This is a genomic window from Lactiplantibacillus fabifermentans DSM 21115, from assembly GCF_000498955.2.
Classification (GTDB): domain Bacteria; phylum Bacillota; class Bacilli; order Lactobacillales; family Lactobacillaceae; genus Lactiplantibacillus; species Lactiplantibacillus fabifermentans.
Genome location: NZ_AYGX02000141.1, coordinates 1 through 7,289 on the forward strand (window position 1 = coordinate 1; position 7,289 = coordinate 7,289).

General features: G+C 42.7%; 4 protein-coding genes and 1 riboswitch. Of the genes, 1 reads left to right on the forward strand and 3 read right to left on the reverse strand.

Features of this window, described 5'->3' with window-relative positions; translation table 11 throughout:
* The first annotated feature begins 254 nt into the window (after positions 1-254).
* Complete coding sequence (locus DY78_RS11880; protein WP_024626319.1) at positions 255-1,979, forward strand: phospho-sugar mutase; 1,725 nt, start codon at positions 255-257, stop codon at positions 1,977-1,979.
* Between the two features lie 51 nt (positions 1,980-2,030).
* On the opposite strand, the gene DY78_RS11885 is transcribed toward DY78_RS11880, so the two are convergent.
* The 3 genes from DY78_RS11885 to eno all read right to left on the reverse strand — a co-directional run bounded on the left by DY78_RS11885 (position 2,031) and on the right by eno (position 7,056).
* Positions 2,031-3,257 carry an ISL3 family transposase gene (locus DY78_RS11885; RefSeq protein ID WP_051385261.1) on the reverse strand — a complete coding sequence of 409 codons (1,227 nt, stop codon included), beginning with the start codon at positions 3,255-3,257 and terminating at the stop codon, positions 2,031-2,033.
* Positions 3,258-3,439: 182 nt separating this feature from the next.
* On the reverse strand, positions 3,440-5,704 hold the full coding sequence (locus tag DY78_RS11890) for an HAD-IC family P-type ATPase (RefSeq protein WP_024626321.1): 2,265 nt from the start codon (positions 5,702-5,704) through the stop codon (positions 3,440-3,442).
* 65 nt (positions 5,705-5,769) lie between these two features.
* Positions 5,770-7,056, reverse strand: a complete 1,287-nt coding sequence (gene eno, locus DY78_RS11895; RefSeq protein ID WP_033613072.1) for a phosphopyruvate hydratase — start codon at positions 7,054-7,056, stop codon at positions 5,770-5,772.
* 62 nt (positions 7,057-7,118) lie between these two features.
* A riboswitch (Fluoride riboswitch) is annotated at positions 7,119-7,183 on the reverse strand.
* Positions 7,184-7,289 lie beyond the last annotated feature (106 nt).

Below are 7,289 nucleotides of genomic sequence, written 5' to 3' on the forward strand. Positions count from 1 at the left end.
GGTTATGCTGAACAATTTGTCCAAAAATTCGGATTAAATTTGCAATCTACCATAAACATTATTATATCAAGTTTGGTGGTTCAGTTAACTAACCGGGCCCTTGAAATTGTTAAGCTAATCAATTAATTAACAGTTAAAAATTCGTGAAAACGTTGCCGATACCGAGATTCTTATTAAATTTTACTTTGTAAAGGGACGACATGTTGTATACTGTTTTTGTAAGCACTAACAATAACAGAATGGGGATGTTCTCTTTGAGTTGGAAAGATACGTATACAACCTGGAAAAATCAAGCAACACTTGAAACAAGTTTACAACAAGAATTAACCGCCATGGCGGGGAACGACGCTGCCTTGGAAGATGCCTTCTATGAACCAATGGAATTTGGGACCGCTGGCATGCGGGGTGTCCTCGGACCTGGGATTAATCGGATGAATATTTATACTGTTCGCCAAGCAACGGAAGGGCTGGCGCGCTTTATGGATACGTTACCCGCTGATGTGAAAGAACGCGGTGTCGCGATTAGTTTTGATTCCCGTCATCATTCCGAAGACTTTGCCCATGAATCAGCGCGGGTCTTAGGCGAACACGGCATTAAATCATTTGTATTCGAAAGTTTACGGCCAACGCCCGAACTCTCATTTACAGTACGGCATTTACACACTTATGCCGGGATCATGATTACCGCCAGCCACAACCCTAAGCAATATAACGGCTACAAGATTTACGGTGAAGATGGCGGCCAAATGCCACCTAAGGAATCTGACTTGATTACGTCTTACATTCGTAAAGTTGACGATTTATTTGCGGTTGCGGTTGCCGATGAAGCGCAATTGTTAGCTGACAAGACGATGACGATTATTGGTGACGATGTTGACCAAGCTTATTTAGCTAAGGTCAAAGAAGTTACGATTAATCAAAAATTAGTCGATGAAGTTGGTAAGGACATGAAGTTGGTCTTCACGCCATTACATGGGACTGGCCGGATGCTTGGCGAAAAAGCCTTGAAGAATGCAGGCTTTAAAAACTTTAGTGTCGTTAAAGAGCAAGCGACGGCTGACCCTGAATTTTCAACGGTCAAGTTCCCGAACCCTGAATTCCCCGAAGCCTTCAAGATGGCGATTGATTTAGGTAAAAAGGAAGGCGCCGATGTTTTAATCGCCGTTGACCCGGATGCTGACCGGTTAGGGACGGCGGTTCGTCAACCCGATGGCGAATATGTCTTATTAACGGGGAACCAAATTGCCGCTATCTTGTTGCACTACATTTTGCAAGCTAACAAGGATGCGGGCACGTTACCAGCCAATGCGGCAGCCGTTAAGTCCATCGTTTCAAGTGAATTTGCAACGAAGGTCGCCGCTTCATACAATGTTGACATGATCAATGTTTTGACCGGCTTCAAGTACATTGCCGAACAAATCGAACATTTTGAAGCGACTGGTGAACATACTTACATGTTCGGGTTTGAAGAAAGTTACGGTTACTTAATCAAGCCATTCGTGCATGATAAGGACGCCATTCAAACGACCGTCTTATTAGCTGAAGTAGCTGCTTACTACAAGAAGCAAGGCAAGAACTTATATGATGGGTTACAAGCCTTATTCGCTGAATACGGGTACTTCCGTGAAAAGACCACTTCTGAAGAATTCGACGGTGTCGGTGGGAGCGATAAGATTGCGGCCTTGATGACCAAGTTCCGTAATGAAGCGCCAACGGACTTTGCCGGCTATGAAGTAGTTTCAACGGAAGACTTCCAAAGCCAAACGGAAACGTTCAAAGATGGTCATACGGCTGAAATTGCCTTGCCAACGGCCAATGTTTTGAAATACAAGTTAACTGATGGCACTTGGATTGCGATTCGCCCATCTGGGACTGAACCCAAAATCAAGTTCTATATCGGAACGTTAGGCGATTCACTCGACGAAGCTAATGATAAGTTAGCCAAGTTTGAAGCTGCCATTCAAGCGTTTATTAAATAATTGGGTTCTTTGTCAACGGCTGTTGATAGAGAATTTTCAGAGAAAATCAATTCATTTTCGAATTGGTTTTCTCTTTTTTATTTGAATTGTAAATTCAATACGAATACGTGTGTAAAAGTGCGACCAGTTTCTGTACCCATACGCAGTTCTTTTAATCTGTTTAATCTTACGATTAACACCTTCAAGTGGACCATTGGAGAAAGTAGTCATCATCATATTTTTGATCAATGGCAGGTTTTTCCGATATGTTTTAATCGTAGTCTCAAGCTGTGGGCTAACATTTTTTACATTGTTTAAAGTCTGAATAAATTGATCGTAATCACGGTTTCTCAAGGCGTCTACTAAGGCATGAGCTATGAAATATGTGTGCTGAAAAGTGTCAGCTAGTTCTAATCCTTGCCAAACTAGCTGTTCTTGAGTAAACCAATTTTTTAAATGTGCAAACCATTGTGGTTTGCGTTTTTCTAAGTGAGTATAGGATTTTAAAAATAGCCGCCAGTGATGTTTTAGAACGCGATATTCACGACTATCTTGTTTAAAATGATGCATTAATTGAACTCGAGTTTGATTAAGCGCCTGGAGTCCCATTTGTACTAGATGAAAATTGTCTGCAATAATTTTTGCCTGTGGAAAAATTTCATGAATAACGGATTGATATTGAGCATTGAAATCAATAACGACTTGTTTGACTTGACTACGTTCGGCTAAAGAATAATTACCAATAAAATGTCTTTTGATAGATTTATTGAGTCGATCGGGTAGAACAGATACTAACTGATGGGATTGACCATTAATTGCAATAAAGCTCATATAATGACCAGTTGAGCAAAACTCATCAAAGCACAAAGTGCTAGGTAATCCGGTTAAAGCTGTTTTTGTTTGAACTGCCAATGAATCGATGACTCGATTAATAGCTACCGGTGAAACATTAAGTTCGTCGGCAATATCTGTAATACTGATATCTTTGGTAAGTCGCAAAATAATCATTTGCTTAGTATCTTCAGAGATCTGACAATGTGCTTTTACTAATGGTGTTTGAGCACTAAAAGTATGTTGACAGACCTTGCACAAATAACGTTGCCTAGCTAGCTTGAGAATCACTGGCCGTTCTTTGATTGGTGGTATGCGAACATTAATTAGATTCGTTCCAAAACGCACTACAGGTGATTGCCCACAAAGTGGGCAAATTGAAATTGGATAAGTCAACTTAGCATAAATGAGTTGTCTATGGTTGTCAGAGTTATCAATTTTGGTACCAATGATATTTGGATCTTGGATTTAAAGTAGATCTTCGATAGAATTGTCTTGGGACGTGTTTTCTCACTTGCCTTTACTTTTACTTTGGTCGGTATGGGTGGTGCATTTGAGGACGTGTTCTTTTATTTTACACAAAAATAGGTGTCGATGAATATTTCCATCAACACCAAATATTGTAGAACCATTTTTTGTAGTTAATTGAGTTAATGCTTGAGCAAGCTTAGCACGATAGCAGTGATCAGAGTTAGTAAGAACGTTAATAGAATCATTAATGGACTAATCGGGGCAATTCCCCAACCGTAACATGCTAGTAAAACGGTCAAAACTAAGTTACCGGTGACGGCTAATCCGACCATTTTACTGGGTCGCGATTGCCAAAACTTTTGCTGAGTACGGGTCATTAAAATGGTCAGCATGGCACTAAAGATTAAATAGCAATACAGCCAAGTACTAATTGTGTTGGTTGGATAACCTTTGGTGGTAAGCCACCAGAGCCCGCCAATGCCAACCAAAGTCCAGCTAACAGCCAAGACTCCGGCCGGTAAACCAAGTCGCTTGAGATTCCAGTTCTCTGGTTGATAGGTAATCGTAGTTCGATCTGTCCCTAAAACTAACGTAACTAAATCATTTAAAATCGCTACTAGTACCATTGCGTTTAAGGTAAGTGGTATGAAGCGACTAGCTAAATAGCCAATCGTTAGCAATAAAGTTAATTCGGCCGTTCGGGATAATTTGGTGATTGTCCAGGTCAGCATCCGTTGATAGACACGATGACCACTGTCCAAGATATTGGTTAATGAAGTTAATCCCGGTGTTAGCAAGACGATTTTAGCAGCGTGTTTTGCCAGATCGACGGCATTTTGCATCGCAATCCCGACTTCGGCTTGTTTTAGAGCAGGAGCATCATTAACGCCATCCCCGGTCATACCTACCGTATAGCCAGCTTTTTGGAAATGTTTGACAATTGCTAGCTTGTTTTCTGGTACCACCTCCGCAATTCCTGCTAGGTCATTTGTAGACCAAGGGTGGGTCTCAAAGTCCGTAAAACTAACGACTTTACCCGCTAAGTTGACTTGTTGGGCAATTGCACGTGCGGTTTGTTGATGATCACCGGTCAGCATAATAACTTTAACTCCTCGTTGTTTGATAGCTTTTAGTTTGGCAGCACTGTCGCTGCGCGGTTGATCTTGAACAACGAAGATGCCAGCTAAGCAATCATTAACTAGCATGGCGACTGTGCGACCTTGCTGAAAATCGATTTTGGCAGGTAGAGTTAACGGTTGGCGATTTAATTGGCTTAGACGCCGATAAGCTCCTAATTTGATATTAACGGTAGTCCCATCACTAAGTGCCAACATTGATTCGGCGTAACCGCGAGTCGCATTGAACGGTTCGAAGTGGGTTGGTAAAGTCGGCGCGGCGTGCTGCTTAGTGGCATAAGTTGTAATAGCAGTATCTAAAACACTTGGGTCACGTTGGTCAGTGGCACTGGCAGCCCAACTTAGTAGTTCGGGCGTTGACCAAGTTGAAAGATTATGCCAGGCAATGACTTGAGGCTGGTTTTTTGTGATAGTGCCAGTTTTGTCGATTAATAGCAGGTTTAGATTGGCAGCTGCTTGAATCCCTGCTAGGTCACTGACCAGAACATGTTGTTTACTTAACACATTAGCTTCAACGGCGTTAGCAACCGCAAAACTTGATGGCATGGCAATTGGAATTGTCGCAATAAACAACATTGCTAGAAATGGCAGTAACGAAATTAAGTCTTCGTGTCGAATAATCGCGGTAACAACTAGCACAACGGCCAAAACCGTATCTAGGATTGCCAGATAGCCGATGATTTTTCCAAGTAATCGCTGCAACTGACCCGGAGCGGTGGCGGTATTCATGAGACTGATGGTTTTTCCGGCTCGGCTATTGCTACCGGTTCTGGTTACGTATGCTAAGGCATGACCTTGCAAAATTTCGGTACCGGCGTAAATTTGGTCACCAATTTGATGTTGAATGGTAACGCTCTCACCTGTGATGCTACTTTCATCGACAGCTAAAGTGCCGGTCACTAATTGTCCGTCAGCTGCAACGAGGTCACCTTGTTTAAGGCTGATTAGGTCATCAACAACGATTTGTGTTGCGGGTAGTTTTTGCCATGCTTGATCTCGTTTGACAGCTACGAGTGGAATGAGTTGGGTAGTCAGAGTCCGCAAAACACGCGCGGATCGGCGAGCCTGAATTGCCCCATTAATAGCTGCAAATAGGAGCATTAGGATAATGAAACCAGCTTGAAGGCCCTTGCCTAATAGAATCTCGATAATTAACGCGCCCTCTAAGATCCAAGCGGATGGTTCCCAAAGACGGGACAAAATAGCCTTAATAAAGTTGAACGGCGGTACGGCGACTGCATTGGGACCGGCTTCATTAAAGCGGCGGTGTGCTTCTGTGGTTGTCAGTCCCGAGTGTGATGCTTCCATCAGCTAACAACTCCTTTCAAGTGGCAAGCAATGCACATATCGTAGTGATACATGGGTGACCGGAATTAATCAAATTTGAGGTCAGCTGGGAAGTGTGCTAGGCGAGTGCCGTCCACTCCTAATGTTTCTTCAATACGCAAGAGCTGATTGTACTTTTCAACGCGTTCCGACCGAGCAGGGGCGCCAGCCTTTAATTGCGCAGCATTAGTGGCGACCGTAAAGTCAGCTACAAAAGTATCACCAGTTTCGCCAGAGCGGTGCGACATCATAGTAGTGTAGCCGTTTTTACGAGCTAGCCGAATTGCAGCCAACGTTTCTGTTACCGTACCGATTTGGTTCAACTTAATTAAGATTGAGTTGGCCATGCCCTTTTCAATCGCTTGGCGAATTAATGTGGGGTTGGTACATACGGGGTCATCAGCTATGATTTGGACACGGCGACCATAAGCTTTAGTGAAGGCGGCGAAATTATCCCAATCATCTTCACTATAAGGATCTTCAATGGAAATGATTTCTGGAAACTGATCTAGTAGTTCAAGATAGTATTGGCCTAATTCGACTGGCGTATAAGTGTGGCCTTCAAAATTATAATGATGGGTGTCACGGTTATAAAAATATGAAGCCGCGGCATCAAAGGCAATCGCAATTTCCTTGCCAGGCGTGTAACCGGCATCAAGAATGGCAGTGTGTAACATTTGTAAGGCTTCCTTCGATGACTTTAGATTTGGGGCAAACCCACCTTCGTCACCTAAACCGGTCGTGTAGCCGGCAGCCTCGATGACCTTCTTGAGCGTGTGATACGTATTAGTGATTTTTTCGAAACCATCTCGAAAGCTGGTTCGTTCAACTGGGGTAATTAGAAATTCTTGAATATCAATATCGTTATCGGCATGTTCACCACCGTTGATGACATTGTGGAAAGTCTGAGGCAATTCTAAATCAGTACCACCTAAATATCGATATAGCGGTTGGTTGGTGGTTTGGGCTGCGGCGCGAGCTGTGGCCATTGATACGCCTAAAATAGCATTGGCCCCTAACCGAGCTTTATTCGGCGTACCATCTAGGTCAATCATTAGTTGGTCAATATGAGCTTGATTACAAGGATCGGCGCCGTGCAGGGCTTGATTGATTTCAGTATTAACATTGTTTACGGCCGTTAAGACTCCTTTTCCTTGCAGACGTTGGCCGCCATCTCGCAGTTCAACGGCTTCTTTTTCACCAGTTGAAGCTCCTGAAGGCACGGCGGCTCGTCCCACAATACCATTGGACAAAATAACATCGGCCTCAACAGTCGGGTTACCACGAGAATCAAAAATTTCGCGAGCTTTAACACTATCAATAAATACAGTCATCATTTAAAACTTCCTTTCTAAAAATAAAGGCGTCTACTACAAAAGTAATTCTCAAAGAAAATTTTGTAGTAGACGTCATCAAATTGATCAACAATTATTTGCGGCGAACGTCATCGCCATTTAATTTTACGAGTACAGCGTACACCTAATCGATTACCAGTACAATAATTTTAATAGTGAGGTAGATTGCAAATTTAATCCGAATTTTTGGACAAATTGTTCAGCATAACCTG